This is a genomic window from Microcoleus sp. CAWBG27 (assembly GCF_020883145.1).
GTDB lineage: Bacteria > Cyanobacteriota > Cyanobacteriia > Cyanobacteriales > Microcoleaceae > Microcoleus.
The window spans coordinates 17670-42474 of sequence record NZ_JAHREU010000029.1 but is presented as its reverse complement, the minus strand read 5'-3'; the positions used below and the strand labels follow the sequence as shown (position 1 = coordinate 42474).

General features: G+C 43.4%; 19 protein-coding genes. 11 read left to right on the top strand and 8 right to left on the bottom strand.

Annotated elements, in window-relative coordinates; genetic code table 11:
* The first annotated feature begins 295 nt into the window (after nt 1-295).
* The 3 genes from QZ938_RS17320 to QZ938_RS17310 all read left to right on the top strand — a co-directional run bounded on the left by QZ938_RS17320 (nt 296) and on the right by QZ938_RS17310 (nt 4442).
* Nucleotides 296-1048, top strand: coding sequence for a phycobilisome rod-core linker polypeptide (locus tag QZ938_RS17320; RefSeq protein WP_293352449.1), 753 nt, complete (start codon nt 296-298; stop codon nt 1046-1048).
* A gap of 359 nt (nt 1049-1407) precedes the next feature.
* A complete protein-coding gene (locus QZ938_RS17315) occupies nt 1408-1740 on the top strand; it encodes a CpeR family transcriptional regulator (protein WP_293352451.1) in 333 nt (110 codons plus the stop codon).
* An 86-nt stretch (nt 1741-1826) separates the two neighbouring features.
* The gene (locus QZ938_RS17310; RefSeq protein ID WP_293352453.1) at nt 1827-4442 is read left to right on the top strand and encodes a PAS domain S-box protein; all 2616 of its coding nucleotides are present in this window, start codon (nt 1827-1829) and stop codon (nt 4440-4442) included.
* Nucleotides 4443-4664: 222 nt separating this feature from the next.
* On the opposite strand, the gene QZ938_RS17305 is transcribed toward QZ938_RS17310, so the two are convergent.
* From QZ938_RS17305 to QZ938_RS17295, 3 genes are all read right to left on the bottom strand, one after another.
* A complete protein-coding gene (locus tag QZ938_RS17305) occupies nt 4665-5756 on the bottom strand; it encodes a hypothetical protein (protein ID WP_293352455.1) in 1092 nt (363 codons plus the stop codon).
* A gap of 352 nt (nt 5757-6108) precedes the next feature.
* Entirely contained in the window at nt 6109-9129 is a 3021-nt protein-coding gene (locus tag QZ938_RS17300; protein WP_293363382.1) for a poly(A) polymerase, read from the bottom strand.
* A 541-nt stretch (nt 9130-9670) separates the two neighbouring features.
* The gene (locus QZ938_RS17295) at nt 9671-10687 is read right to left on the bottom strand and encodes an adenosine kinase (protein WP_293352459.1); all 1017 of its coding nucleotides are present in this window, start codon (nt 10685-10687) and stop codon (nt 9671-9673) included.
* A gap of 287 nt (nt 10688-10974) precedes the next feature.
* Between QZ938_RS17295 and QZ938_RS17290 the strand changes: the two genes are divergently transcribed.
* From QZ938_RS17290 to QZ938_RS17275, 4 genes are all read left to right on the top strand, one after another.
* Complete coding sequence (locus QZ938_RS17290) at nt 10975-12534, top strand: bifunctional aminoglycoside phosphotransferase/ATP-binding protein (RefSeq protein ID WP_293352461.1); 1560 nt, start codon at nt 10975-10977, stop codon at nt 12532-12534.
* A gap of 88 nt (nt 12535-12622) precedes the next feature.
* On the top strand, nt 12623-12946 hold the full coding sequence (locus QZ938_RS17285; RefSeq protein WP_293156260.1) for a hypothetical protein: 324 nt from the start codon (nt 12623-12625) through the stop codon (nt 12944-12946).
* A gap of 453 nt (nt 12947-13399) precedes the next feature.
* A complete protein-coding gene (locus QZ938_RS17280; RefSeq protein ID WP_293352463.1) occupies nt 13400-14194 on the top strand; it encodes a YdcF family protein in 795 nt (264 codons plus the stop codon).
* Nucleotides 14195-14708: 514 nt separating this feature from the next.
* Nucleotides 14709-14945 (top strand): hypothetical protein, encoded by a 237-nt coding sequence (locus QZ938_RS17275; RefSeq protein WP_293156254.1) that lies wholly within the window; start codon nt 14709-14711, stop codon nt 14943-14945.
* A 274-nt stretch (nt 14946-15219) separates the two neighbouring features.
* On the opposite strand, the gene QZ938_RS17270 is transcribed toward QZ938_RS17275, so the two are convergent.
* Nucleotides 15220-16200 (bottom strand): ABC transporter ATP-binding protein, encoded by a 981-nt coding sequence (locus QZ938_RS17270; protein ID WP_293156249.1) that lies wholly within the window; start codon nt 16198-16200, stop codon nt 15220-15222.
* Nucleotides 16201-16310: 110 nt separating this feature from the next.
* Between QZ938_RS17270 and QZ938_RS17265 the strand changes: the two genes are divergently transcribed.
* A complete protein-coding gene (locus QZ938_RS17265; protein WP_293156246.1) occupies nt 16311-16514 on the top strand; it encodes a hypothetical protein in 204 nt (67 codons plus the stop codon).
* Nucleotides 16515-16864: 350 nt separating this feature from the next.
* Here QZ938_RS17265 and QZ938_RS17260 read toward each other — a convergent pair whose 3' ends face one another.
* Nucleotides 16865-17794, bottom strand: coding sequence for a phosphoribulokinase (locus QZ938_RS17260; RefSeq protein WP_293329759.1), 930 nt, complete (start codon nt 17792-17794; stop codon nt 16865-16867).
* 134 nt (nt 17795-17928) lie between these two features.
* On the bottom strand, nt 17929-18087 hold the full coding sequence (locus tag QZ938_RS17255; RefSeq protein WP_293360492.1) for a hypothetical protein: 159 nt from the start codon (nt 18085-18087) through the stop codon (nt 17929-17931).
* 41 nt (nt 18088-18128) lie between these two features.
* Between QZ938_RS17255 and QZ938_RS17250 the strand changes: the two genes are divergently transcribed.
* Both QZ938_RS17250 and QZ938_RS17245 read left to right on the top strand, forming a co-directional pair.
* Nucleotides 18129-18257: a hypothetical protein gene (locus QZ938_RS17250; RefSeq protein ID WP_293365600.1), complete on the top strand. Its 129-nt coding sequence runs from the start codon at nt 18129-18131 to the stop codon at nt 18255-18257.
* Between the two features lie 252 nt (nt 18258-18509).
* Nucleotides 18510-19643, top strand: coding sequence for an adenylate/guanylate cyclase domain-containing protein (locus QZ938_RS17245; RefSeq protein WP_293329753.1), 1134 nt, complete (start codon nt 18510-18512; stop codon nt 19641-19643).
* Nucleotides 19644-20654: 1011 nt separating this feature from the next.
* Here QZ938_RS17245 and QZ938_RS17240 read toward each other — a convergent pair.
* Complete coding sequence (locus QZ938_RS17240; RefSeq protein WP_293329750.1) at nt 20655-20912, bottom strand: hypothetical protein; 258 nt, start codon at nt 20910-20912, stop codon at nt 20655-20657.
* A 218-nt stretch (nt 20913-21130) separates the two neighbouring features.
* Here QZ938_RS17240 and QZ938_RS17235 point away from each other — a divergent pair, with 218 nt between their 5' ends.
* Nucleotides 21131-23530, top strand: a complete 2400-nt coding sequence (locus tag QZ938_RS17235; RefSeq protein ID WP_293352467.1) for an ATP-binding protein — start codon at nt 21131-21133, stop codon at nt 23528-23530.
* An 817-nt stretch (nt 23531-24347) separates the two neighbouring features.
* Here QZ938_RS17235 and crn3 read toward each other — a convergent pair.
* Nucleotides 24348-24677: a CRISPR-associated ring nuclease Crn3/Csx3 gene (gene crn3, locus QZ938_RS17230; RefSeq protein WP_293352469.1), complete on the bottom strand. Its 330-nt coding sequence runs from the start codon at nt 24675-24677 to the stop codon at nt 24348-24350.
* Nucleotides 24678-24805 lie beyond the last annotated feature (128 nt).

The window sequence follows — 24805 nt, the reverse complement described above, 5'->3', positions numbered from 1 at the left end:
TAGAAATCCGAGTAGGGGAGTAATGAATAGCCTGATTTTAATTTCTCCCGGGCGGGCGGGCTTTCAACCAATTCTTTCTGGTAACAAAAGGTTCTCAAAAAACAGGTTTTTAACGACAGGTGCGTTCAGGACTGTACTGCTGAGATCTTGCAGCATTTGCAATCACCCTTTTACGGGCCCGGAGGATTCCTACCCACAAGAAAATTGATTTTTGTGGAACAGGCATCTTCCCTGTTCTTGACCGTGATGCAAGATTTCAGCTAATACCAACTATTTGTAGAGGAGATTAATTGTAATGGCAGATTCGACAAAATGTGAACTGTGGCCAACCAGCGGCGCGGATGAGGTGCAAGCTGTGATTCGCGCCGTTTACAAGCAGGTTTTGGGCAATCCCCACGTGATGGAAAGCGAGCGCTTGGTAACTGCGGAATCTCAATTGTGCGATCGCAGCATCTCCGTCCGTGAATTTGTCCGATTGGTTGCTAAATCTGATTTTTATAGCACTCGCTATTTTCAAAAGTGCGCTCCCTATCGATTTGTCGAACTCAATTTCCTGCACCTGCTAGGCCGTGCGCCCCAAGATCAAACAGAAATTTCTGAACACATTATCCGCTGTGTTGAGCAAGGCTACAGTGCCGAAATTGACTCCTATCTCGACAGCGACGAGTATCAAACCGCTTTTGGTGAAAACGTTGTTCCCTATTACCGAGGCAGAAGCAGCGAAGCAAATACCAAGCAACTAGGTTACAATCGGATGTCGCTGCTCGATCGGGGTTTCGCCCAAATCGACAGTGCCGTCAAAGCATCTCAGTTAGTCTACGCCGTTGCCACGAACAGCGCTAACGCCATCAAGCCCTCAACCAGTCGAGGAGGCGCTTATGTGGCAACCGAAAAAATGTTCAAAATTGTGGTAACAGGGTCTAAATTCGATCGACCTCGGCGCCTCAGTAACACGACATACATTGTGGCAGGAGACAATATGAGTCCGCAAATTCAGCGGATCAATCGCACCTCTGGCAAAATTGTGAGCATCACTGAGATTCTCTAAATTCAACACAAATCCCCTGTATAATAGATGGATTGAATCACTGTGTAGGGCATTTTTTCTGGTTTCTCCAATTAGATTTAGATCTCCCTACATCCTCTGTAAAAAGTGGATGAAAGTTGATTTTATACCAGTTCCCCAAACAAATAATTGTACAATCTACATCGTTGGGTAGATATCCTACTATCAACCTACATTTGTTAATGTTGTATGATTTTGGAGAACTGGTATTTCCTCATCTTGAGATACTAAAGTATGTCCAGAATTGATCGCAGTCGATTCGGAAGGATGTCAACTCTATCGATACACTGGCTTGAGAAAATTTCATTTATTAAATCCTAATCACATTTTGCCGATAGACCATGAGTATCACACTCAATAGTATTAGAATGTTGCCACCACAAGCCGAAAAAAAGTTGCAATGCTGGATTCGCAGCCGTCATTTAATTTGTTCTGGCAATTTTTACATTTTTGAAACTATAGACTATAGCGCTATTGAGCGGTTTACCGAGTCGATTACGGCTTTAGGAGGAACATTAATCTCGGTTCAGCCGATCGACAAAATTTGGATGGGCGATCACCGTCAAGTCATTCTATATCGTGCCAAAGCCAGTTTGCATACGCCTTGTCACAACCTCAAGCAATACTGGTTTAAATATGGTAGTTTCCAGACTAGGTTCGATCCAAGCTCTTGATCTGGCTGATACTGGTTAGCATGGTTCCAGCATTGTTGTTTGTTGGTGGCCTCCTGATTTTCATAGGAATTATCCAGCCATTTTCTATGCTAAGTAACATTTTTCTAGTTGCGATCGGTATTTTACTTGTAGTAGTCATTTGCCCCTGCTTCAAACAGGAAGTAGCCCGACGACAAACAGCGGAAGGGGTGCTGCGACAACAAACCGATCGCGAACGGTTAGTCAATCAAATTGCTCAACACATCCGACAATCCCTGGATTTAGACCACGTGCTAGAAACCACGGTAGCAGATGTACAGCGCTTTCTGGAAGCCGATCGCGTTCTCATTTACCGCCTGTGGCCAGACGGAACGGGCAGTGCCATTAACGAAGCGGTTTTACCCCCTTACCCCGTCATTTTAGGAACATCCTTTCCACCAGAAGTGTTTCCCAGCGAGTACCATGAGGCTTATTCTCTGGGGAAAACCCGCCTCATAGAAAATATTGAAGAAGCCGATCTCGAAACTTGTCTGACTGATTTTCTCCAACAATTTGGAGTCATAGCAAAATTGGTTGTCCCCATCGTCCAAGAAAATCGGCAGGTTGAGGGGAATCCTTCTGTACCCTATCTTTGGGGGTTATTGATTGCTCACCAATGCGATCGCCCGCGCATCTGGGAAACCTGGGAATTGGAGTTAATGCAGCAACTAGCGACGCAGGTGGCGATCGCCATTCAACAGTCTGAATTATACCAACAGCTTCAACAACTCAACGCCGAACTAGAAGAGCGCGTCCAACAACGCACCGAAGAATTAGCTCACGCCAACGTCGCCCTACGAGACGAAATTGCCGAACGACAGCGCACCGAAGTAGAATTGCGCCACACCAATCACACCCTAAAAACCCTGATTAGCGCCTCTCCTCGCGCTATCTTCACGCTGGATCTAGAAGGATACGTCAAGATTTGGAATCCTGCCGCCGAACAGATGTTTGGTTGGACAGAAGCAGAAGTCATCAACCATCCCAACCCAATTTTTATAGACGATCCATTAGAAGATTATTCCACTCTCCGCAGCAATCTTCTGCAAGGAATCACATATAGTGTCGAACTGCGCCGCCACAAAAAAGACGGAAGTGCGATCGACATTATCTTCTCCGCCGCCCCCTTAAAAAATAGTGAGAATCAGATTGAGGGCATTGTGGCAGTGATTGCCGACATTACCGAACAAAAGCAACAGGAAGAACAGGTGCGACTTCTCCAATCAGTTGTTGTTAACACAAATGATGGAGTGGTCATTACCGAAGCGGAAGCGATCGATGAAGTTGGTCTTCGCATCATCTATGTCAATGAAGCATTTACCCAGATTACAGGATATAGCCTAGAAGAAGTTTTGGGTAAAACACCCCGGATTTTGCAGGGTGAAAAAACCGATCGCACAGAATTAGACAAAATTCGGACAGCACTTTCGCGTTGGGAATCAGTCACCGTTGAAGTGATTAATTATCGGAAAAATGGCTCCGAATATTGGAATGAATTTAGTATTGTTCCTGTTGGCGATCGCACGGGTTGGTATACGCACTGGATCGCCATCCAGCGAGACACCACCGAACGAAAACAAGCAGAACAAGCCCTGCGACATAGCGAAGAACGGTTTCGATCGCTCATTGAAAATGCTCTAGACATCATTATGATTCTAGATACAGATGGTACGATCGGCTATGTCAGTCCTTCTGTGGAAAAAGTCTTAGGCTATTTAGTATCTGAACTCGTGGGGAAAAAAATATTTGAGCCAATTCACCCAGATGATTTTACCACTACTTATCAAAGTCTCACCAATACTTGGCAAAGTGCAGAACTAAACCGTCCCATTGAATTCCGCTACCGGCACAAAGATAATTCTTGGCGAACCTTGGAAGCGATTAGCCAGCCTTTTATAAACAATGCAGCCACCACACAAATTATCGTCAATACTCGTGACATCACCGAACGCAAACGACTCGATGAAATTCGGTTAGCCCTGGAGCGCGAAAAAGAACTGAGTATTCTGAAAACCCGTTTTTTTTCAATGGCATCCCATGAATTTCGCACTCCACTCAGTACGGCTTTAGCAGCAGCTCAAATTCTAGAAAACAGCCCAGACGAATGGAATGACTCCCAAAAGCGACTGAGAAACCTGCACCGAATTCAGGATTCTGTGAGGAATATGGTGCAATTGCTCGACGATATTTTAACCATCAATCGCGCCGAAACTGGGAAACTAGAATTTAATCCAAAATTTTTGGTTTTGGACAAATTTTGCGAACAATTTGTGGAAGAAATGCGGCTCAGCGCTGGCAGTCAGTATACCATCACCTTTACCTGTGAAGGAAATCCAATTCCCGTTTGTTTGGATGAAAAATTGTTGCGATCGATTTTGTCGAATGTGTTGTCGAATGCAATTAAGTATTCGCCCAAAGGAGGAAATGTGCATCTTGGTTTAGAGTTTCAGTTGCATCAGGTGCTACTCCAGGTTTGCGATCGAGGAATTGGCATTTTTCCTGAAGATATCAAGCAGTTATTTGAGCCATTTCACCGAGGTAAGAATGTCCGAACTATTCCTGGTACGGGATTGGGATTGATCGTAGTTAAAAAGTGCGTTGATTTGCATCAAGGTAGTATTGAGATTACCAGTGAAGTCGGTATTGGTACAACTTGTGTGGTGACACTTCCGTTGGTATTATAATAAAAGTTTTAGGCCAAGGTATGTAGTTGCGCTTCAGCGCTCTTTCCTAATATTTGCAAAGAGCGCGACTACAATAAAACCATCTTGTCAGGATAGGATATATACAACTACAAATAGGCTAAGGTATGTAGTTGCGATGAAAGCGCTCTTTCCGAAGATTAGCAAAGAGGGCTAAAGCCCAACAACGTACCTCATCTTTCTGATAACCGCTATAGTTGCGCTTCAGCGCTCTTTTGGGGCTTCGAGCTTGACTGGTGGGGTAGCTTTGAGATCGTCGAAGAGGGCTTTTTCTTCACGACCAATTGCATTGTAATCGTTAACTTTCTGCTTGTAAATATCGAATTGCTTTTGAAAACCAGCAACGCGCTCCTGCTGTTGGCGCACTCCATCGTTAAATTCTTGCACTTTTTGATTGTAATCAGATTTATTTTGTTCAAACTGAAACACCTTTTCTGGAGAGCCGTTACCCTGTCGGTAAGATTCTTCAGCTTGTTCCTTAAAACGCAGTAAGTCCAATTGCAACGCATCTAGATTGCGTTTCTTCGATCCGAGTTCGAGATTGCGCTCCTTGATTGTTTGCTTGGTCTGTGTGAGACTTGCTTCTAAGGTATCAATTTCAGGTTTGAGTTGCTGGGATTTCTCATCTAATTTTCGCACGATCTCTTGAGAGCTATCCGCTAATTTTACCACTTGTTGGCGATCGCGAAAGTAACGCTGATAGTATTGTTCGAGTTCGACATCGCCGAGATTGCCGAGCTCTGTCCCCAGATACGAGTGCAATTCGTTAACATACAAAGCTATATCCTTTTGCTGGTATTGTTTCAATATGCTAGACAAGCGATCGTTTTTGATAAGCAAAGCAGCTTGTTTTAGTTGGGGTGTTAGCTTGTCGCGATCCGATGGACTGAGGCGAGTGTAAGCAGCATGGAGCATTTCATGGGCTGCTGTCACTTCCATCACGCCTTGAAATCGATCGTCTGTAACCGACTGAATCGCAATTTTGCCCGATTTACCGTTGGTGAAATAGCACCCAAAGATAATTAAGGTATCCTTCACCTTGTCCTTTGTTTGACAGACTTTAAAGAAGGTTTGCTTGGGTTCGATGGTTGGAGTTTGGCGGTAAAAAATTTGTTGTGCTTCCCGCGTCATGGTGGCGGCGGTGGCGAGACGTTCGATTGCTGCTGAAGGTGGCGCTACACCAATCCACTCGTCAAGCTGCGAATTTAAGACAATCCTAGAGATGGCCACAACTAGCACAATTATCCAGAAGTTCTGCAATCGAAATAAGTTTTTTATCGACCATTTTATATTCATAAAAATTTTGGTAAATCCATTTCTTTAAAAACTGCTAGGCGCAGATAACGCTGGTAGGTTAGTGACTCTATCGGCGGACGCGCTAATTTGAGTTTTCATTTGGGAATGTAGGATGCAAATTCATCGGAGCGCTACAGTTGGATTACAATTTTACCATTGAGTTACGCCAGACGACGGATCGATCTGCCTTTCTTGTTCAAGAAAAGATGTCAAATGGGTTCTGTAGCCTTTCTCAGGTAGATGAGGTACAATGTGACCAACCCGACTGGACATGATATAGCGGTTCTCACAAAGATTCGCGGACGTTGTTGGGCTTGGGCCCTTTTAGTTTAAGCGGTTATCGAGCTGTCAGTTATACCTCATCTTTTTGAGAAAGGCTATATGAGTCGCGATCGCACAACTCGATCTGCAAGATACTGCTACAATCGTTAGCAGCATTGAACTGTTCTACAAACTCATTGGTAATTTGGGCGATCGTACCAGCATCTCGATCTATATTACAGATGATGCCCAACACTACACTAACTAGATTTTGCCTTTTCTGAATTTCCGGCCAAGGCCTGACATAAATATTCAGTTTTTGCTCTAAATTAATCGCTAATCCAATGATGTGACCTTCAATCCAGCCGCCACATTTTTCTAAATTACCAACTTTTTCACTACTTACCGTCAATACTAAAAACGCATTCGATTGTGCAGATAAATCAACCGACTCAAATAGAGTAGTCCAAGTGGTATTTCCTGTCAATACTTGCGAGGCAATTTCTGCACCCCTCTCTAATTCACGGCGCAATATTTCTGCGGTCGATCGCGTGACATTTCTGGTACTGTTGTGACAAGGTGCGATCGATGTAATTACAGGCAACCATTCCCGCGATTTTTGTACTTGATACTGTGTTCCGGCTTCAGTTAATGCTATTGGTTGAGTCCAATCGTGTTGGCTGAGGATTTGGAAAAAATCGGCAAGCAAGATATCTAGGTTTAAGTCTTTGCTATGAATAGAACTCCAAGCTGTCAGTAACGCCCAAGAAAAATTACCGAGAAATCCCCAAGCATTACCGTGAATCTGACGTGCTTTTGCCCAGGTTCGCACCGCCCTTAACAAGTTTATAAACAAATCCCAGGACAAATGTTTGCTGACTGTATCCATTATCAAATCCGCTTCCAAAGCACCTACTACGGCACTCCAACTGACAGCATCAAAAAATGGTCGATCGGCTTCAGATAATGCTTCAATTATCTCTAATTGTCCGAGGGTTGTGGCAGAGAGTAAATCGACGGCGATTCCTTCAATTTCCATTCTCAATACTGGTACTTTCCCCGATTTCACCAGTTGCGATAAATCGCACAATCCTGCTAATCTAGTTTGTACCTGTTTGAGGAATGCTTCTGGTGTTAAAGGGGCGGGAATTATACAAAGTAAATCTAAATCGCTGTGGCTGCTTTGTACGCCAATCCGCGCCGAACCGATTTGCTGTAATAATGGTTGGTAGCCCAAACATTCTTGACAAGCTTGGGCGACAATTGATTGAATGACTTCTCGATGCAGTATCTGTGTTTGAGTGAGTTTGGGATCGAGTTGGTCGATTATTTGGATTAGCGATAAGTTAGACTCATTTTCTCCTGTTTTTGCGCCGGAAATTTCTGAGGGAGTTGCTGATTTTAAAGGTATCCGATATCTAATCTCGAATGGTTCGTTATCGCGGCGGCTAATTAGGGCGATCGAGTCTACTTGAAATTTGACTGGATGCCATTGGGAAAGTTCGGTTTGGGCGACTTGAGTTGTGGGAAATTGACCTACAGTTAAATGGGGTGTAAATCCGTTAGCTGATTTGCTACTTTGTTCGTTACATTGGGGAAATATCTGTTGGAGTATTGCTTGTAATTGATGCAGTGCATCGGCCGGTTGAAGAATCGGATTTAACCATGCCGTACAGCTAGAAGAGTGCGTGAAAGTTTCAAAGTTTGATAAAGTTATAGTAAATGGTTCTAGTTTTGTCAGTGCTTGGGTAATGGCTGCTGTTATTTCTGAAAAATATGATTCTGGCAGAAAACCATATATTATATTGATATGAGGCATCCAACGATGAAATTGGCGATCGCAGCGGCGGCGAATACTTTGAATTGCAGGTAAAATGTCATCCGGTGGAATGATTACAACTGCACTTTTATAGACAGGTGAGATGGTTTGCAAACAGGCGAGGGATTCTAGTTGGGTAAGAATCCCAAAATGATCGGAGGGATAAATTTTGCCTTCTGTATCTGGTATGGGATTGCAGGCAAATAATTCTATTTGACGAGATATCCAATCTCCATCCTGACTCCGTAACATCATCCTATCTAACCGTCCCGCAAGTCCAGTTAAACTCATTAATGCCGCCAAAGGATTAGCCTGGGGATGGAAAGTATATCCCGGATTTTCGGGATGCAGTGTTTGCCAAATATCAATAAAATTGTTTTGCGTTAATATTTCTGCTGGTTCGTTGTCTTTGGCATTGAAATCGCCAACAATTAGGCAATCTCCCGGCTGTGAATTTAGATATTCTAGCAAGATAGTAAGTTGCTTAGACCTGACTTTTTCAGAATTTTTATTGTAATCGCTGGTAAAATGGACGGCGGCGACATTGAGAGTTTTGCCATTCAGCAACCACTTTCCTACTAAAACCCGCTTCCGTGGCGAGTAGCGATATTCTACTAAAGTAAATGGCAATCGCGATAGCAGTAATAAACCGTGCCATTCCAGCGTTTCGCCTTGGGGAGATTCGGAGATATGATAAGCCTGAACCCAATCCTCGGCTAATAATTTTTCTAATAAACGCGGTGTTACTTCTTGAAGGGCGATAATATCGGCATCACACTGACGCAGATGCTCTATAATTATCGGAATTCGCTGGGCTGTCTCGGTAAGTTCTGACTCGTAGAGATCTGATAATACGTTAAAACTGACAATTTTTAATCTGGTTATCGTTACCGAGTCTAATGGCAAATTGCTGGCTTGCCAATTTTGTCGATTGTATTGGTAAATATATCTAGTGGGGAAGTCTTTAACCAAGGTGGGATCTGATTGTTGAGGATCGATTTGCTGTTGCTGGTTTGCCGATTCTATGTTTTCCGTCGCGACAACCCATGCCGCGACTGGTAATTCTCCAGTAGTAAACAAGTCTATCAGCCGATCGCGATTCCAGACAATTTTTTCCCCACATTTCACATAACGAATCCGATGCCAGGGAATATCGCCATCGACTGCCCATTCTGACAAACGCTTTTCTCGCATATTACCAGAAATGCGATCGCTAAAACCAAGGCTAAAGGCACGATGGTCTAAACGACTATCCCATAAAATGCGATCGTAAATCTCGCAGATTGTCGCCATTTTGGGTTTTGGATGCTTTGGCTGTGACATGGCATGGTGCGGTTATAGTCCGCGTGTAATACAAGTATAACTATATTGTACTACACAGAAAGGCGATCGTGTCGGGTGCGATGGGTGTCGATAAGGTAGCTTATTCCCATTTCCCATTGAAGGTTCGTAGTGTGGACTTTAGTCCGCAGTATGTTGCGGACTAAAGTCCACACTACGAACAATTTTTGTTATGTTAATCGACCGGACTTGATATTACAGGCAATTATTAACTTGAAAAAATTGAAAGGCGATGATAATGCCTATCAGCTTCGGATTGGCGACTCATCGAATAGGTTTTTATTTTGATGGCGAAACAGTTACTTTTGCCAGGGTGCTTCACCGGAAAGATCTTTATCGCTACTTTCCACCATAAAACTGTTTTCACTCTGACAGAATGTTTTAAGCAACTTTTCCTTGTCCTTTGAAGTAGTAGATTAATGTATTTGTACCCGATTAGTGCTAAAGTGCGATCGCCCTTTACGACAAAAAGTGCGATCGCCATTTTCAACTACTAACCAGAAATCACCTGTTCCAGCAAATGAGCCTGAGAACCCTCAAGACGAGGGCCGTGAATCTGCACCACCATTGAAGCCAAAAAATTGCCCCAACGAGCCGCTTTTTCAGCACTCAAACCGTTAGTAATTCCAAACAAAACACCGCCTGCAAAAGCATCGCCAGCACCCACAGTATCGATCGCCTTTACGGGATATCCAGCCACATCCACAATCTGTTTATTTTCCACCACCATGCAGCCCTTATCCCCATTCGTGATAAAAGCCAAATCCGAAATCTCGCTCATCTTGCGAGCGCACTCTTCCAAAGATTCCTCCTTAAAAAAGCTCCGAACTTCATCAGAGTTGCAAAAAATGACATCGCAATATTCCGAAACTACCTTGTGAAAATCATCCGCAAATCGATCGACCAAAAAGCCATCCGAAAAAGTAAAAGCCACCTTCACACCCAGACGCTTAGACTGTTCCATCGTCTCAATACTAGCCTTTCTGGGCTCCGGAGCATCCCAAAGATAGCCCTCAACATAACTGTACTTGCAGTGAGACAGGCGATCGACATCAATATCAGTCGCCGCCAGAGTAGTAGAAACCCCCAAATTAGTACACAGCGTGCGTTCCGCATCCGGCGTAGTCAGCACGACACAAGTACCCGTGGGCCCATTCGACTCAGTAGCAGGATGCACATTAAAATCAATCCCAGCCTCCAGCAAATCTTGGCGGTAAAATTCGCCGTTAGTATCCTTAGCAACCTTCCCCGAATAATAGCCTTTACCGCCACTCTGAGCCAAACCAATCATCGTATTTGCCGCAGAACCCCCCGATCGCATTTGCAGCGAATTGTGTTCCAAATCGTGCAAAATTCCCCCCTGGGTTTCCGAATTCATCAGCGTCATCGCGCCGCGATTCAGCCCGTGCTTTACCACAAAATCATCTTCGACTAATGCTAGGATGTCTACCAGGGCATTGCCCACGCCAAACACATCTACGGAACCGGATTCTTGATTATTTTCAGTCATCGCTGCTTTTTGGTTTACACTAACTATCAACTCTATAATAAATCGGATGAAAGTCAACATCCTTGCATCCCCAAATCCAAACCCTCAATCTCCAATCCCTAATTCTCAATCTAAAAATTCCTAATTCTCAATCCTCTATTGTCAATCTAAAATATAAAATCGCAAGCTGTTGTGCATTTAAATTGTATATTTCGAGTTGCGATCGAACAATCGTCAAATCCTCTCCCCCTCTCCCTCTCTCCCTCTCCCTCTCTAATACCATAGGCAATCTAGATACAACACAGCTTATGACTTCTCTCCCACCTCTGATTCAGCAGATGTTGCAGCCGGGGTTTTACCCGCACGGGGTGACAGAACCCGTGCAGCTAATTCAGACTCACATTTCCTTTGTCCTGCTGACAGGAGATTATACTTACAAAATCAAGAAACCAGTCGATTTTGGCTTTTTGGACTATTCGACTGTGGAGAAACGGCAGTATTTCTGCATCCAAGAATTGGAAATGAACGGACGCACAGCACCGGAGATTTATCTGGAAGTTTTGCCAATTCTTCAAAGTGGCGATACGTTTCAATTGGGCAGTAATGCACCAGATATAACTGCGGCCCAAGTTGCTGTAGAATACGCGCTTAAAATGCGGCAGTTTCCTCAAGATTCGCTGTTGCTCAGTTTGTTGGATCGCGGACTGTTGACAGAGCAAATTATGGCAGATTTAGGGCGCGAAGTTGCCAAGTTTCACAGCACGGCACTTAGTAGTAGCTACATTCGCACATTTGGCGAAGTCAGTCAGATTCGCACAGCAATAGATAACAATTACCGGATTTCCCAAAAATATATCGGCGGGCCGCAGACTGCGAGTCAATATCAGGAAACCAAAGATTATACAGATGCGTTTTTTGAGGAAAATCAAGATTTGTTCGAGGGACGGATTGCCAACAACAAAATTCGCGAGTGTCACGGAGATTTGCACTTGCGGAACATCGCTTTGTGGCAAGGTAAAATATTGCTGTTTGACTGCATTGAATTTAACGAGCCTTTTCGATTTGTGGATGTCATGTACGATATTGCTTTTACAGTCATGGATTTGGAATCGCGGGGGCGCAGAGATTTAGGAAATGTTTTTCTCAATACTTACGTCGAACAAACAGGCGATTGGGAAGGAGTGCAAGTGCTGCCGCTGTATTTGAGCCGTCAAGCTTATGTGAGAGCAAAAGTAACTTCGTTAATGTTGGACGATGAAGCGGTTTCTACTGATGAAAAAGCACAGATTTCACAGACTGCCGCTCATTACTACAAACTGGCTTGGGAATACACAAAGCCGCGCCGGGGAAAGTTAACTTTGATGTCTGGTTTGTCTGGTTCTGGAAAAAGTACAGCGGCTCGATATTTGGCCCGCCACACTGGGGCGATTCACATTAGATCCGATGCTGTTCGCAAACATTTAGGGGGAATTCCTTTAAATGAACGCGGTGGTCAAGATTTGTACTCGGATGAGATGACGGCACGGACTTATGGTAGATTGTTAGAGTTGGGGATAATGCTGGCTGACCGAGGTTGGAATGTGATTTTAGACGCTAAGTTCGATCGCCAAAACTTGAGAACCGATGCGATGAATCTGGCTCAATCCCACGGCTTGCCCCTGCAAATCGTTTACTGCACCGCACCAATGGCAGTATTGCGAGAACGACTGAAACAGCGCACAGGCGATATTGCCGATGCCACAGCAGAACTATTGACCTCGCAACAAGCAGAAGCAGAACCTTTTACAGAATTAGAGCAAATTTCTCTAAACGTTGTAGATACCGCACAAGACTTAGATGTACAATTAAATTTGATTTGTGGGAAGTAGTTGAATTGCGATCGCCCGCGATGAATCTTACTTCTCTGCTAATATTGTCAATATCTTTCTGTATTATTACAAAAATAACTTGCAGCTCATGGCAAAATTTAACGGAGACTCCAAGGGGTTTAACCCCGCGCTGATCTGGTTTGTGTTGTTTACCGTTGGGTTTCGCTTAGTAGGATGTAGTCTGCCCGTGAGTATTGGCCTTGGTGTCCTCGGCGGCGTGGCAGCAGGCTTAATGGTCGCTTGGTGGCACAATGAACTACTACTCAACCCGAATACACGTTCCAAGGAGAAAACCTCGGATGCTATCCTCAATAAAGAAGTCGTGGAAGTAGACGGGCATAAATACAAAACCTCCCGGCGTGAGCCTACTTCATTCTTTGACTGGCTATCAGAGCCTGAGGATCGTCGCTAGCACCGATTTGTTTTTAGTATTGAGTTTTGAGCTTTAATTTTAATAGTGTAAAATTCAAAACTCAATCATAAAAATTAAACTTTTATAGCCTTGTTCAGAAAGATGAGGTACTTATGGGCATAGGGCATAGGGCATAGGGCATAGGGCATAGGGCATAGGGCATAGGGCATAGGGCATAGGGCATAGGGTTCCGTGGGTATACCTCACTTTTTTGAGTATAGGTCAAGATAGTTACCATATTCCTGGCAATCCCAAGCTTGTTTATTTTAAAATTCTCTGCGTTTATATCAATACATCAGCCTTTAATCTGTGGTTTTCGTATTAATAATAAAATCTTGGCAATAACTCTAGCAATGACCAATGCCCAATGCCCAATGCCCAATGCCCTGTTTGGCCAATGCCCAATTCCCAATGCCCAATTCCCGCTAACGAGCAATTTTAATTACTTCCTGAATGTTTGTATTTTTGTCTAAACTTTTGCCGCTGTTTATTTATCCTTTGGGGTTGAGTTGCCTGTTAATGATGGCGGCTTTGATAGTGCTTTGGAAGCGTCCCAAATGGGTGGCGGTACCAATGGCTGGGGCTCTAATTATTTTACTGCTTGGAAGTAGCGGTTGGGTGTCAAAATCGTTAGTGCGATCGCTCGAATGGCAAAATTTACCAACCGCCGAGCTCCCTCAAGCTGAAGCGATTATCGTGTTGGGTGGCGGTGTGAAAGCAGCGCTAGCGCCCCGCCCTTCGGTAGAATTGGGGGAAGCGGGCGATCGTATAATATACGCTTCCCGACTTTACCGTCAAGGCAAAGCTCCCCTGTTAGTGCTCAGCGGCGGTAGAGTAGATTGGAAAGGTGGGGGCTCTCCCGAATCGGCAGATATGGCAGAAATTGCCCAAACAATGGGCGTACCGGCATCAGCAATTTTGCAAGATCCCGATTCCCACAACACCTATCAAAATGCCGTCAACGTGCGGCAAATCTTAGACACAAAAAACATCAAAAAGCCCGTTTTGCTAGTGACATCGGCGATGCACATGACTCGATCCCTCTTAATTTTTCAGCGCCAGGGAATAAAAGTAATTGCAGCACCAACAGATTTTCAGATAACCCAGCAGGATATCGCCACATCTCAAAGCAACGGGCTAGCATTCGCCCTCGACTTATTGCCGGATACCTATTATCTACACCAGTCTACGAAAGCTCTCAAAGAATACATCGGCTTAATCGTATATCGCCTGCGGGGATGGCTTTAATGGATTTTGGATTTTAGATTTTGGATTTCAACTAATATCGTATCCTGTCGATTGACCGCAATAAGTAAGGAACGCACGTGTGGACTTTAGTCCGCATCAATTTCTGCGGACTAAAGTCCACACTACGAACGGTTTTTGTTATAATATCAAGCAACAATCAATGCAACAATATTGGTAGAGTGTGGATTCATCAATTGTACTCAAAAAAAAACTAAAATAATGAGAGTTAAATAACTTACCATTTGATGATTATTGTGGGATGGGCGTCCCGCCCGTCCAGAGAAGACGGGCGGGACGCCCATCCCACTTTCAAGAGTGTAAATTATTTAATTTAGGCCCCTAAAAATCTACCCAGCGACGCATGACTCACGACAATCTCTGAATAAACCAACTCAACGCACGATTTTTTATAAATCTTATAAATTCTAAAATCCCAAATCTAAAATTCGATGAATTAATGTGTTAACTTAAAGTAATCACACCAAATATTTGCCACAGTCGCCCCCAAACAATTATGTTGCCCCACGAGCTACAAAACATTGTCCCAGAACCGACTCCAACGGCTGAAATTTTTCAGAGACATCAAGTTGTCCGTGAGTTTTATGACGAAGTTAAATACCGTCAAGAATTTGAGCTTTATTGCCAGTGGTATTATGCTACAGCCAAGCAGCACCAACAAGAATTGCAGAAAATGCAGGGAGATTTTAATATATTCGCTTGGTTCCGTCGCGGACATACTCCGGGCACGTAAAAGCGCGGGGATTCTAAGGTCAAACTGCGATTGCATGGCCTGTCTAACATCACCTGACTCGGGCGGTTGATGCCAAGAAAAACAAACAAGTTATTCTTGGCAGAGTTTTCATCCTGTCCATCTATCGGATATGGCCTCGGCGGTAGCCGTTTTCAACAAATATAGCCTTTATCAAAAAGATGAGGTATAACTGACAGCTTATATAACCAGTTCCACTAAGAGGGCCCAAGCCCAACAACATACCTCATCTTTCTAAGAACCGCTATATCCTATTTCAACTGCTCGAATAAATCCCTCTTTCTTGCAGTTGCTGAATAAAAAACTCTTCCAAAGAAGGCTTAGCCAAATTCATCCCAATTAGCTGCCCTCCCATCACGCTCAAATTAGCAATAAAGTCCTTCGGATGTCCCTGCAAATGACCGTACCACAAATCATTATCAACTTCCATATCCGGTATCCATTTTTGCAGAATATTCAAATGGCCACCCTTACCTTGAACTCGGTAAGTTTTAGTATTACCCAAAAGTTCATCGATCGCACCAACACAGATTAACTCACCGCGAGCCAAAATTGCCACCCGATCGCAAATCTTCTCCACATCCGAGAGTACGTGCGAATTAAAAAAAATCGTTTTCCCTTGATTTTTCAGCGATAAAATTATCTCCCGCATCTGATAGCGCCCCATCGGATCTAAACCAGACATCGGCTCATCCAAAAATACTACATCGGGATTGTTAATCAAAGCTTGAGCCATGCCGATCCGTTGCAGCATTCCCTTAGAATACTGGCGCAACTGTTTTTTAATTGCCGCCGATTGAGCTAGCCCAACTAAATCTAGTAAATGCGGAATTCGCTGCCGCTGAATCGAGGGGGGGATTTGAAATAAGCCCGCCGCAAATTGCAAAAATTCCCAGCCCGTGAGATAATCGTAAAAATAGGGATTTTCTGGCAAATAGCCGACTCGTTGCTTCACAGTGCGATCGCCCAAAGGCTTCCCCAACAACAGCGCCCTGCCAGAAGTCGGCCGCACTATCCCCAGCAAAGTCTTCAGCAGCGTAGTTTTCCCCGCTCCATTCTGCCCTAACAGCCCGAAAGTTTCCCCCTCAGAGACAGTCAGAGTGCAATTTTTGAGCGATTCAATCTTTTCGTTCATCCAGAAGCCAGTACGGTAGAACTTCCCCAGATCGAATGTTTCCACCACTGGGGTAGCCCCCGGCATCTGGGTGGAAGTTGGCGCATCTATAACAGGTTCCATTTTCGTCATATAAATAAGTAGCACCTGATTATATTCTATTGCATAAGTCCCTTAATAATTGCTCCATTTAATGTTAAACTAAGATTAGCTGCACTTAAATTTTTCTGAATATGGAACGTTCAAAAATTATTGCTATTATCACCGGCGTCATTTCTGTAATTCTAGCAGTTGCCTACCTGCTGCTCGTCACTCTCCTCGACTTCCGAGGCGAAATGGTTCCCGCACCTCAAAGTCAGTTGCCAGTATCGCCGCAAGTTCAGCAATTGGTTACAGTCAATCAGACTTTGCCATCAGTGATGGCAAAAATAATATAAATCAAATTCCGCAATTTCGCCAGTAAATTATGTAGATAAAATTACTGGCGAACTATTGCTATTTGTAGGTGCGCTTTGTAGAGTGTTCTTTGGCACATTTTACGTTAGTGCTGTCCGCGCTCGCGTGTATTCATAACAGTGCTGTCGGCGCTCGCGAGAATTGGCAGCAGTGCGAGCATCCTCACTCACTCCTAAGAAAGAACACGGGCGGAGGCGATCGCACTACACTCCGACTGATACAGCCTTTCTCAAAAAGATGAGGTATGACTGACAGCTTATATAACCACTAAATATAGAGGGCTCGCATCCCAACTACATACCTCATCTTTCTGATTACCGCTATAAATCAATTAATAAACATGAATTGCTTTCATCATGTGATATGCAACTAGCAACTGCGTCAAAGCTAGCGGGTAACTTTGCAAAACTTCGCCAGTGGTGCCGATTAGTTTGCCAATTTCAGGGTTGCCTTGGGCACTGCAAAATCCCCGCAGGTGGGGCATTTCGTTGCACAAAATCTTTTCCAGCTCGCTTACTTGTTCGCTGGTAGCATGGGAGTCTACTTCTAAAACATCTACTGGTTTCCCCATATCGCGATCGAGTCCCAAACGAATGGCAGGTTTAAAACTATCGCTGCCTTGAGCTAAAATCTCAGTAAAATCAGGGTGAGGAATTGTTGGTCTCAGGACTAAACGCACGCTCAAATTTGATTCTTTGTCGGCTTCTGGCGGGTAAAAGCTAACTACAACATCGGCAAATTTGCGCTGGGGGCGAATATAATTTTCTGAATCCGGTTCCCGCTTTTCCATTTCTGCAAGTACCTGTTCTTCAGTATAACCGCGCTTCATAATATCGCGCTTAACTTTCCACTGAGTTCGCAACTCTTCTGGGGGAGCAAGATACACTTTGACATCGTAAGAATCGCGGATGGTTCGGGTTGAGTAACCCAGCAAACCTTCAACTATTACAAATTTTTCTGGCTTGATGTATTCCGGGGGATCGAATGTACCTGAGTGGTGGTTGTATATGGGTTTGAGAATTGCTTGACCTGTACGCAGCAGGCTGAGGTGCTGCTGCATGATGTCGAGGTAATTGCAGTCGGGATGCAGTGCTGTGAGCCCGATTTCGGCGCGCTGCTGTCTGTCATACCTATGATAGTCGTCTGTGCAAATCACAGTGACATTTTCTGGCCCCAATACTTGGGCAATTCCCCGCGTCAGGGTGGTTTTGCCTGCTGCGCTGTCTCCGACAATACCGAGAATGATTGGTCGATCGCTCATTGTTGTTACCCCGACGGACAATAGCAAATTTTTTCTGAATCTTAAATCTTATCAAAATTGTACTCGATCCGATCGCTAATCGCATGGTTTGACTTGCTCCCTTCCCGAGTTTCCCCATGTGTAAAATTATTGTATTATTTCTTAATAAAATGTCGCACCAGAGACTCAGGGATGATATGACGAAAAGATCGCGCCCATTTCTCGATCGCCCGCCATGTCGATCGTACTTTTAAATCCAGGTATACTAAGAATTTCGGGAAAATTAGCCCCGCCAACTGTGCCAGTAAGTCCATGAGTGTAGTGTAAATTGCAACAGCGGTGGGAATAGTGCGATATGTTTGTTTTCAAAACGGGTATCAAGCAGTCAATCAACTTACCAGTCAATCAATCTACACGGAGGGCGATCGAATTTACCCACAACATGAAGTTTTTGGCAAAGCTTTTGTTGTGCCTGACAAATTAGTATACATTTGAGTCAAGGAGGCATTCGTACATCAAAAATAGGGCCAATCGCTCTTTCTCCCTGCTTCAACAAGTAGTTTCATGAAAAAAAAGATTTCGATGCACCGTGCGTAAGTTTTGAATTTAAACCAATCTTATAGCGGTTCTCAAAAAAGTGAGGTATGCCCGATGCCCGATGCCCTATCCCCGATGCCCATGAGTACCTCATCTTTCTGAGAAAGGCTATAAGTTTAACTAACTTCCTAGCAAGCTGATGAATCAACTATCTTTTGAAAAATTCAGGGGCAGTATTTTAATTATTGACGACACTCTTAACAATTTAAGTTTACTGGAGCGAATCTTGTCGAAAAAAGGCTATGAAGTACGACTTGCATCTAGCGGCCAACGGGGACTCGAAGCTGTGGAGTTGACTCAACCTGACTTAATTTTGCTAGATATTATGATGCCTGGTATCGATGGCTATGAAGTTTGCAGCCGCTTGAAAGCTAGCGATCGCACTCGCGGCATTCCCATTATTTTTCTGAGTGCTTTGGTAGAAGTTTCTCATAAGGTGAAAGCCTTTAATGTTGGCGGGGTGGATTACATTATTAAACCTTTTGAAGCAGTAGAAGTGCTAGCTAGGGTTGAAAATCAATTGCGGCTGCGGGAATTAGAACTGCAACTTACGCATAAAAATCAGATGTTGCAGCGGGAAATCGCTTTTCGGGAAGAGGCAGAAATTGAAACGCGGTTGCTCTTGGAAACAACCAAATTTCAGAAAGAAGAAATTGAAGAATTGCTCTTAAATATTTTGCCTAAACCGATTGCCGATCGCTTGCAGGAAGGACAAAGCATAATTGCTGACAGCTTTTCGGATGTCAGCGTTTTATTCGCTGATTTGGTGGGATTTACAAATTTTGCATCTCAAAAAAGTGCGGCAGAAACGGTGAAAGTTCTCAATCAAATTTTTAGTCAATTCGATCGGTTATCGTTAGAGCACGGTTTAGAGAAAATCAAAACTATTGGTGATGCTTACATGGTAGTTGGCGGTTTGCCCCAACCGCAAGAAAATCACGCAGAGGCGATCGCCCAAATGGCACTCGATATGCAAGCTGCTCTGGCTAGCTTCAATCTCAAACACAATCAAACTTTTAGTCTCCGCATTGGGATAAATATTGGTGGGGTAGTGGCGGGAGTCATTGGTTTAACTAAATTTAGTTACGATTTGTGGGGGGATACAGTGAATGTTGCTCACCGGATGGAATCAAACGGTATTCCGGGAGAAATTCAGGTGACTGCTGCGGTTTATGAGCGTTTGAAAGATAATTTTTCCTTTAAAATGCGCGGTGCTGTTGAAATTAAAGGTAAAGGAGAAATGATGACTTATTTGTTGCTCGGGCGAAAGTAGTCAATTGACTGTTGACTGTTGTCAGTTGACGGTTGTCAGTTCTCAGTTCTCAGTTGAGCGACTAATGACAGCAGGACTAATGACAGCAGGACTAATGATATCGTTTCTGGTTGCATCGGTATTGTTTAAACAGTCAACAGTTAACAGTTAACAGTTAACAGTCAACAGTCAACAGCTAACAATTACCAATTACAATTCCTAATTCCCAATTCCCAATTCTCATATATTAGATCTACTGAATATTAAAAAGTATTTTCAGGAACACTCTATTGGCGTATCGCTACGCAAAATACCAGTGTTTTGCGTTCATTTAAGACATTTAATATTAACCGTAGAAACTTATATATAGCGGTTTTCACAAAGATTCGCGGACGTTGTTGGGAAGAGAGCCCTCTTGATTTCAGCGGTTATGTAAGCTGTCAGCCATACCTCATCTTTTTGAGAAAGGCTATAGCGGTTATCAGAAAGATTCGCGGACGTTGTTGGGCTTGAGCCTCCTTGGTTTAAGTGGTTATATAAGCTGTCAGTTATACCTCAATACCGTTTACTGGTATACCGCCCTGGGGGTAAACCGCTATGAAAAATAGATACGGAGATTGCTTCGTTCCTCTCTTCGGACATCTTGAGTAAACCGTATTGAGTTATACCTCATCTTTTTGAGAAAGGCTATACGTCAATACGGTTTACTTAACCCTTTTTTAGGAATTTTATCTGACGATTTTCTAGGCAGTACAGACATTTTTTGCAAGTCAGATTCTTCTTAAGTAAATGGTATTGGGCTATACGTAAGTAACAAACTCTAGTCCCGATCGTCCCAGTATAAAATATTATTCCGTAGCAGATCAGTAGAATTTTAGATCGAAAGCTCGAAAATTCGCTGTTTATGCCCTAAGATAGATACACTAACTATTTTCAACTTAATTCCTGGCTTGGGGTCAGCCAATATGGATGCAACAATAGATGCAGTACATTTGACTGCGGTAATGCCTGGAGATCGCCCGATCGCGAATTTTACACCGATTTATCGAACCGCTTTCGGGGCTGTGGGCGATTGAAACCGCTAACCCGCCTGTAGCAAACTCTTGTAGTTTCCCGATCGGCGCGAAACGACCAAAAATCTAGATATTCCGGGCGCAATTCCTGCCCGCAGTATAAAAACCTACGCCCGCAGTTACCGATTTGTTGTGGACTTCCGCGAGGCGGTTGTGCCAGAATGCGATCGTCGAGTTGCATCGCGTGACAGTTAATTGCATCGCTCGAAATAGTCATCAAGCAAACAGATATTCTCGACGAAATCGAAAGGAGGTCAGTTATTTTAAAATATATGAAAGATTCCTATCTGGGAAGTTTTATTTATAGTAACCTGCCAGATAAAATGGGATAAATCTTATCACAAATAAACGCCGGATCGGCAATATATTCCAGCCGCAATCCGAAGTAGTTTGACAGGGAGATACCAACAAGATTTATGGGAAAGTTGTGTTGCAATGCTAGTAACTATGATCCACGAATTTTACGATGCGCTGGCACATTTAGCAGTCTATGAAGATGCCGCACCGACAAAGCAAAAACAAATCCTAAAACGTGTTTTTGTAATTCAAAAAAACCTCAAAGAATTCGCGCACCGTAACCCGAACAGTCACCAGCACAAATTAGATCTGGTTGAAGCAGAATGGCTTCGCGTTTTTGGGAAGACTACAGAAGCAATGGAACTTTACGATCGAGCTATTGCCGGAGCTAAAGCTAACGATTTTTTGAATGAAGAAGCTCTTGCTTGCGAACTCGCTGCTAAGTTTTACCTGTCATTGGGAAGAGAAAAAATTGCTATAGCCTACATGATAGACACCTATGATTGCTATCTGCGCTCGGGAGATCGAGCCAAAATTGATGAATTAGAAAAATGCTATCCTCAACTGTTGTCAGCGATTTTGCAGCCTGCTAAACTCGCTACAGATTCATTAGCAACCTTCGCGATACCTGCCAAACAAAATCAATCTGTACCTTCATTGATGAATCCGTCTGTGTCGGCGACAGTCTCAGATTTTGGGAATTTTTCAACTCTGCTAAAAGCTTGTCAAGCGCTTTCTAGTGAAAGAGATCTGCAGCAACTAATTGCCAAACTGATACAACTGGCGATGAGAAATACAGGCGTTGAGAAAGCAGTGCTGATTTTGCAAAACGGCAATCAATGGGAAATTGCTGCTGCAAGAGCGATCGACAATTTGGGCGTCGATCGGGCGATCGACTTATCATCCGCAACACTCGATCAAAACAGCGATATCCTGCCCCTAAACATTGTTGATTGCGTTAAAGAATTGTTAAAACCTGTGATTTTGCGGGGCATTCCTCAACAATGTGATTGGGAGTCCGACTCCTACATCCTCAAATACCAACCGCAGAGCCTGTCGTGTTTGCCGATTCTCGATCGAGACAAGTTAGTCGGCATTTTGTATCTAGAGAATCTGTTAACTGCAAGAGTTTTTACGCGCGATCGGCTGCAATATCTCAATCTCCTGTGTTCTCAAGCAGCCATCAGTTTGTCAAATGCCCTGCTATATAAAAGTTCTCAGGATTACAGCCAAAAATTAGAGCGAATGCTAACAAAAGTCAGCCGAACAGAAGTTCAGCTTGCCGAGCAAAAACAAATGCTGCAAGCGATTCTTGATGTCGCTCCGATTTGGATTTGGAGCGTTAATCCTCAGGGAAAAGTACACTTTTTCAACAACACTTTTTGTCAAGATATCGGTGTGTCTCTCTCCGCTTTACTAGCTGTCGAACATTACAAAGATATACTCGGAGAAAATGCAGCGAATTGCCTGGTTTCAGATGCAGCCTGTCTTGCCCAAGATTCACCCCATTACTCCAACGAAACTCTAATGTTTGTGGACGGCAAACTGCACTATTTAGAAGTCACAAAAGTGCAGTTAAAAAAATCCGATGGCGAGAGGATCGGGATTATTGGTTTGGGTGTCGATGCCACCGAGCGTAAGCGAGCACAGGAACTTTTGCAACAGCAAAATCAGCGCCTCGAACAAACTTTAAAAGATTTACAGCAAACGCAACTGCAACTCGTACAAAATGAGAAAATGTCGGCTTTAGGTAATTTAGTTGCCGGAGTAGCCCACGAAATCAACAATCCTATTGGGTTTATTTCGGGCAATTTAAGTGAAGCTAAAAGAAGTTTCGGGGATGTAATAGAACACTTAGAATTGTATCGCTCTGATGCACCCAAATCGGAAATTGCGAACCATGCCGAAGAGATAGATCTCGATTATCTCTTGGAAGATTTACCGAAGATGATTAATTCCATGGAAGTCGGGTGCGATCGCATTTCCAGCATCAGCACCAGTTTGCGTACATTCTCCCGAGGCGATAAAGACTACAAAGTTCCTTTTAATATTCACGACGGCATTGATAGCGCTATTTTGATTTTGAAACACCGTCTAAAAGCTAACGAAAATCGCCCGCAGATTGAAGTGATAGCTAAATACGGTAATATCCCTAAAATTGAATGTTTTCCCGGTCAATTAAATCAAGTTTTTATGAACTTACTTGCCAATGCGATCGATGCCTTAGAAGAGTTAAATATTGGACGCACTTTTCACGAAATTGCTGTCAATCCCAACCGCATTACGATTTGCACTAATGTAATCGGGGAAGATTATATTATAATTAAAATTGCTGATAACGGAACCGGGATGCCAGAAGAAGTAAAAAAACACATATTCGACCATTTGTTCACGACAAAAGCTGTCGGGAAAGGAACGGGATTGGGGTTGGCAATTGCCCATCAGATTGTGGTAGAAAAACATGGCGGCACTATCGAGGCGAAGTCCCAGTCTGGAGTTGGCACTGAGTTTGCGATCGTTTTGCCTGTGAAAGGATAAATTATAGTTGACTGTTGACTGTTGACTGTTGACTGTTGACTGTTGACTGTTGACTGTTGACTGTTGACTGTTGACTGTTGACTGTTGACTGTTGACCGAAGTAATAAGTAATAAGTAATAAGTAATAAGTAATATAGCCTTTTTCAAAAAGATGAGGTATTTCTGACAGCTTATATAATCACTAAGCGTATAGGGGCTAAAGCCCAACAACGTACCTCATCTTTATGAACACCGTTATAAGTAATAAGGAAGTCCGATGGAAGTCGGAAGAAGGAAGAAGGAAGAAGCAATAAAAGCAAGGATTTCAGCAATTAACAACATCCTAATCGTCTTGGCGGTTGCTATGTAATGAAAGTTAAATGTTTTTTATTCCTGCACGCAGACTGACCTAAAAAACTCGATTTCTTGCTATATTTCTCGTTACTAGACGCAAAATTTCCTAGAAACCGGGTTTCTAGCCCCCTGATGCGTAAGCCCTGAAACTGTCCGAAATGTTGATAATTAAAATTAAATGTTGTTTGGGCGATCGAATAGCACTGTACACAAGGCTTGTAGTGAGGACTTTAGTCCTTCTATGGATGCGGACTGAAGTCCGAACGATCAAACCTTTTCCAATTTACTAACATCGAATAGCACTGTACACAAGGCTTGTAGTGAGGACTTTAGTCCTTCTATGGATGCGGACTGAAGTCCGAACGATCAAACCTTTTCTAATTTACTAACATCGAATAGCACTGTACACAAGGCTTGTAGTGAGGACTTTAGTCCTTCTATGGATGCGGACTGAAGTCCGAACGATCAAACCTTTTCTAATTTACTAACTTGGTAAGTTCAATTTGATTATTTGTCCAACTGATACTTCGTGTTTGTGAGTTGCTACTACCACGGCGCCTTCTAATCGCGGATCGTAACATCCAACCCAAGCGGCAGGATGGCATTCGTGCACTAAATACCCGTACAGCCAAATTGCTCCTCTACCTTCAATGACAATTCCTTGGCTAAATTGAACATTTTGAGGGATTTTTAAACCTTGTAAATCTTCGGGTGTGATAATACCGTCTTGAGTTGTAATTCGGAAGCGTAAATGTTGGTAGGCTAAACCGTTTTGAGCTTGATTGGGGATTATTGTTAATTCAATAGGGTTCATTGGAGGCACAAATGTTGAATATTTTTACAGAATTATATCATGTTCGATAGCATGGGCGGGGGCGGGTTTATGAGATTGTAGATTATGGGCAATTATTGTTGGTGAACCCGCCCCTACAAAATTTAACA

What these genes read in the sequence shown, in the direction of transcription:
- QZ938_RS17295 (WP_293352459.1), bottom strand. Translation starts at nt 10,687, where the DNA reads ATGACTGAAAATAATCAAGAATCCGGTTCCGTAGATGTGTTTGGCGTG.
- QZ938_RS17280 (WP_293352463.1), top strand. Translation starts at nt 13,400, where the DNA reads ATGTTTGTATTTTTGTCTAAACTTTTGCCGCTGTTTATTTATCCTTTG.
- QZ938_RS17300 (WP_293363382.1), bottom strand. Translation starts at nt 9,129, where the DNA reads ATGGCGACAATCTGCGAGATTTACGATCGCATTTTATGGGATAGTCGT.
- QZ938_RS17250 (WP_293365600.1), top strand. Translation starts at nt 18,129, where the DNA reads ATGTTTGTTTTCAAAACGGGTATCAAGCAGTCAATCAACTTACCAGTC.
- crn3 (WP_293352469.1), bottom strand. Translation starts at nt 24,677, where the DNA reads ATGAACCCTATTGAATTAACAATAATCCCCAATCAAGCTCAAAACGGT.
- QZ938_RS17260 (WP_293329759.1), bottom strand. Translation starts at nt 17,794, where the DNA reads ATGAGCGATCGACCAATCATTCTCGGTATTGTCGGAGACAGCGCAGCA.
- QZ938_RS17305 (WP_293352455.1), bottom strand. Translation starts at nt 5,756, where the DNA reads ATGAATATAAAATGGTCGATAAAAAACTTATTTCGATTGCAGAACTTC.
- QZ938_RS17235 (WP_293352467.1), top strand. Translation starts at nt 21,131, where the DNA reads ATGCTAGTAACTATGATCCACGAATTTTACGATGCGCTGGCACATTTA.
- QZ938_RS17245 (WP_293329753.1), top strand. Translation starts at nt 18,510, where the DNA reads ATGAATCAACTATCTTTTGAAAAATTCAGGGGCAGTATTTTAATTATT.
- QZ938_RS17265 (WP_293156246.1), top strand. Translation starts at nt 16,311, where the DNA reads ATGGAACGTTCAAAAATTATTGCTATTATCACCGGCGTCATTTCTGTA.
- QZ938_RS17310 (WP_293352453.1), top strand. Translation starts at nt 1,827, where the DNA reads ATGCTAAGTAACATTTTTCTAGTTGCGATCGGTATTTTACTTGTAGTA.
- QZ938_RS17285 (WP_293156260.1), top strand. Translation starts at nt 12,623, where the DNA reads ATGGCAAAATTTAACGGAGACTCCAAGGGGTTTAACCCCGCGCTGATC.
- QZ938_RS17290 (WP_293352461.1), top strand. Translation starts at nt 10,975, where the DNA reads ATGACTTCTCTCCCACCTCTGATTCAGCAGATGTTGCAGCCGGGGTTT.
- QZ938_RS17270 (WP_293156249.1), bottom strand. Translation starts at nt 16,200, where the DNA reads ATGGAACCTGTTATAGATGCGCCAACTTCCACCCAGATGCCGGGGGCT.
- QZ938_RS17315 (WP_293352451.1), top strand. Translation starts at nt 1,408, where the DNA reads ATGAGTATCACACTCAATAGTATTAGAATGTTGCCACCACAAGCCGAA.
- QZ938_RS17275 (WP_293156254.1), top strand. Translation starts at nt 14,709, where the DNA reads ATGTTGCCCCACGAGCTACAAAACATTGTCCCAGAACCGACTCCAACG.
- QZ938_RS17240 (WP_293329750.1), bottom strand. Translation starts at nt 20,912, where the DNA reads ATGACTATTTCGAGCGATGCAATTAACTGTCACGCGATGCAACTCGAC.
- QZ938_RS17320 (WP_293352449.1), top strand. Translation starts at nt 296, where the DNA reads ATGGCAGATTCGACAAAATGTGAACTGTGGCCAACCAGCGGCGCGGAT.
- QZ938_RS17255 (WP_293360492.1), bottom strand. Translation starts at nt 18,087, where the DNA reads ATGGACTTACTGGCACAGTTGGCGGGGCTAATTTTCCCGAAATTCTTA.